Annotated in this window: 4 protein-coding genes and 1 tRNA gene; 4 read left to right on the top strand and 1 reads right to left on the bottom strand. The window is 45.7% G+C overall.

Annotated elements, in window-relative coordinates; all coding sequences use genetic code 11:
* The coding region (locus tag A3750_RS11330) for a protein-glutamate O-methyltransferase CheR (protein WP_369819936.1) at positions 1-828 on the top strand (828 nt) is incomplete at its 5' end.
* A 195-nt stretch (positions 829-1023) separates the two neighbouring features.
* Positions 1024-1111 (top strand) — tRNA-Ser (locus tag A3750_RS11325).
* Between the two features lie 2 nt (positions 1112-1113).
* Here A3750_RS11325 and A3750_RS11320 read toward each other — a convergent pair.
* A complete protein-coding gene (locus A3750_RS11320; protein ID WP_068464269.1) occupies positions 1114-2199 on the bottom strand; it encodes an SET domain-containing protein in 1086 nt (361 codons plus the stop codon).
* A 314-nt stretch (positions 2200-2513) separates the two neighbouring features.
* Here A3750_RS11320 and A3750_RS11315 point away from each other — a divergent pair, with 314 nt between their 5' ends.
* Together A3750_RS11315 and A3750_RS11310 are read left to right on the top strand one after the other, a co-directional pair.
* Positions 2514-2771, top strand: coding sequence for an FmdB family zinc ribbon protein (locus A3750_RS11315; protein ID WP_068456638.1), 258 nt, complete (start codon positions 2514-2516; stop codon positions 2769-2771).
* A gap of 34 nt (positions 2772-2805) precedes the next feature.
* A partial coding sequence (locus A3750_RS11310; RefSeq protein ID WP_231871799.1) for an OB-fold nucleic acid binding domain-containing protein occupies positions 2806-3158 on the top strand: 353 nt, incomplete at its 3' end.

Genomic DNA, 3158 nt, shown 5'->3' with positions numbered 1-3158 from the left:
TCAGTGATAACAAGTCAATCGTATTCTGCATTTTGCGAGTTTTTGGATTCTGCTTGCGGTATCGTTCTTGGAGCAAATAAAGAGTACCTCGTTTCGAGTCGACTTCGTCCGATTTTGGAAAGCAATGAATTAGAGAATCTTGAGTCTCTTTTAGAAAAGTTGAAGTTTGGTAACACCAAGTTGCGCCAAGCTGTGGTCGACGCGATGACGACGAACGAAACTCTCTGGTTTCGCGATGATCACCCTTTTCGGTTTTTTAAGGAAGAGCTCCTTGAGCAGCTTTACAAGGACGCGCCCTCAAGAAAACCTCGTATTTGGTCTGCCGCTTGCTCTAGTGGACAAGAGCCGTATTCGATAGCGATATGTGCAACGGAGTTTGGCAAAAGCAAGCCTTTGCTTGGATCTCGTGGCTTAGATATTGTTGCGACCGATATCTCTTCGGCTATTCTTGATGTTGCTCGAGCTGGAGTCTACGACAAGCTTGCGTTGAATCGAGGTATGTCGGCTGAGCGTTTAAAGCAATTTTTCGATGAAACCTCTTCTAACACTTGGGCCGTAAAACCTGCGATTAAGCGTTTGGTTCAATTCAAAGCTCTTAATCTGCAAGAAAGTTATATCGCACTTGGTGGCAAGCTAGACATGGCATTTTGTCGTAATGTCCTCATATATTTCTCTGCGGAGAATAAACAGAAGATTTTAGAAAAGATTCATTCGCAGTTGCGTCCGGGTGGGTACTTGATGCTCGGAGCCTCCGAGTCCATTGGTCCTGCTGGGGAGAAGTTTACGATGCAGCAGTACAAGGGCGGTATTGTCTACCAAGCTAAGTAAATACTTGGCTTGCTTTTCACTTTCTCCTCATATAAATTACGCCGCTCTTCAGCACTGGGTACACCTTTACTTCGTTCTTAACGTGTCGAGTAAAGAGAGGTGTTTGAGTGGGTCGTTTGTCTTGCTTTGCGTTGCCAAGAGCGATGTTTTGATAACGAAGCCACTCAATATGTTTAGACATATGCGCTGAAAAACGGTGAGGTGTCCGAGCGGTCGAAGGAGCACGCCTGGAAAGTGTGTGTACGGCAACGTACCGAGGGTTCGAATCCCTCTCTCACCGCCATTTTAAAAATGTTTCTCCAGCCAGGCTCGGCTGCCTGCGATGATTTGTTTCTCTTTGTGTAGCGCATTGTAGAACCGCATTAGTCTTCCTTTGAATTCCTTCTTAGAGTGCTTGTGAATCTCATTTTGATTATCAATCTGAGTGAGTAAGTCGTTTGCCAGCCTCTTCGCGTTCGTTTTATCGCCACATAAGAGTGTCAGTATCTTGATCATGCTTTTGGAAGCGCCGTCTGTCGAGAAGTATGCGTTTGGCTGTGCTATCTGACTGAATTCGGGGCGTGGTGTGGCAAATACTCGGCAGTTCTTTGTCTTGTTTGCGACGAGGTGTGTTGCTCGCTCTTTACTGATTGGTAGGATAAAGCGTTCTAGCGGGATGAAATGCGCTCCTTTTGGATCGAAATAATTGTAGTTTATTGCGTGTTTAAAAAGATCTAATACACCATATGTTACATAGAGTTGTTCGCCTGCTAAGTAGTCCTTTCTCGCTTCAAGAAAAAGCTTGTCAGCGGTGCTCGCAATACCAGACCCTCCAACATCATTGTGGTTAAAACAATCAAGTATGGGTACGAAGCCTTGGTCGGCCATCGCTCTAGAGGCATAATTTAGGGTCACCAAACTGCACGTATCTTGTTTTATTTTTTTGTCGAACTGGCAGATGGCAGAGGATAGCGCGATGTTTGATTTTCTGAACTCTAGTATGTCTCTCAGCAAGCGCGGCGCAGCGGAGGCAAGGGTGCGCTCCTCAGACGAGGTTAGATACTGAACGGATATTTCTCTTAAATATTCTTCAGGGTCAAACAACTTAAATACAGGCGCGAATTCCGAGCTCTCTCCAAGGTCCATTTCTCGGCTAGCGCTGTGAATATGTATCGCAGCTGTAGATGTGCCTGCAGGGTAGTGGTTTGGGCGAGGGTTTAAAAGTGCGGCTTTAGGGATAGATGCGAACGTACAGCCCGCGTTAACCTTCGACTTGGCAAACAAGCCGGGCACCCCGTCAATGATTTTGCGCTCGATGTGCGGATGGAGCTCTAGGCCGCGCTGGGTTGCCCATTTGAGCGCTTCCCGATAATTGTCTTGAATGCTTGGCATGATCACAATAATTACATGTTTGGAAACGCCATTATCTTAGCGATTTCGAGGTGATATAACGGTGCAATAGTTCTAATTTGCCTTTAATTAGTTCGTTTTGGAGTGATCAAGTTAAGCTTGGCTCTCTTTAAGGCTGCAATCTAAGAGGCCTTGATTTCGTGGTCTTTTTAAAAATGTGCGCTTAAGCCAGTCGTTTCGCTATTTGCCTATCGCTTCACACTGCCCAAGCTTAGAAAAGTTGTTTATACTACCGCCCCTTTTTTCAAAGAGCGTGAGCTCATTCAAGTCAGAATGTCAGTTAGAGGTTTTGCTAAATGCCAATTTATGAATATGCGTGTAAGTCCTGTGGCTTTCAGAAAGACGTGCTTCAGAAAATTAGCGACGATCCTTTGACTACCTGTCCAGAATGCTCTGAAGAGTCGTTCTCCAAGCAGATTTCTGCGCCGGGGTTTCGCTTGTCTGGAAGCGGGTGGTACGAAACAGATTTCAAAACCGGGAAAAAGAAAAATTTAGCTGGGGACGCAAGTAAAAATAATGCGTCAACCAAGTCGAGCAGCGAAAGCGCTGCATAAAAGTTATAAGTTAAAGTATAAGTAGGACGAGACTATGCGCAGTCATTATTGTGGCCGAGTTACTGAAGAGTTGATAGGTGAAGAGGTAACCATCTGTGGTTGGGTTCACCGCCGTCGAGATCATGGTGGTGTTATTTTCCTGGATATGCGCGATCGAGAAGGGATTGCTCAGGTGGTGTTTGATCCGGATACCGAGGAGAGCTTTGCTGCCGCAGACAGAGTAAGAAGTGAGTATGTCCTGCAAATCAAAGGTTTCGTGCGTGCCCGCCCTGAAGGCACGATTAACGAAAATATGTCTACCGGTAAAATTGAGATTCTTGGTAAAGAGTTGACGGTTTTGAACGCTGCAGAAACGCCACCGTTTCCGCTTGATGAGTATGTAGATGT

The organism is Oleiphilus sp. HI0079 (assembly GCF_001635105.1).
The sequence above is the reverse complement of the archived record's forward strand: the minus strand, read 5'-3'. Positions and strand labels throughout refer to the sequence as shown.

Coding starts and splice junctions, on each gene's coding strand:
- A3750_RS11315 (WP_068456638.1), top strand. CDS start 2,514: ATGCCAATTTATGAATATGCGTGTAAGTCCTGTGGCTTTCAGAAAGAC.
- A3750_RS11320 (WP_068464269.1), bottom strand. CDS start 2,199: ATGCCAAGCATTCAAGACAATTATCGGGAAGCGCTCAAATGGGCAACC.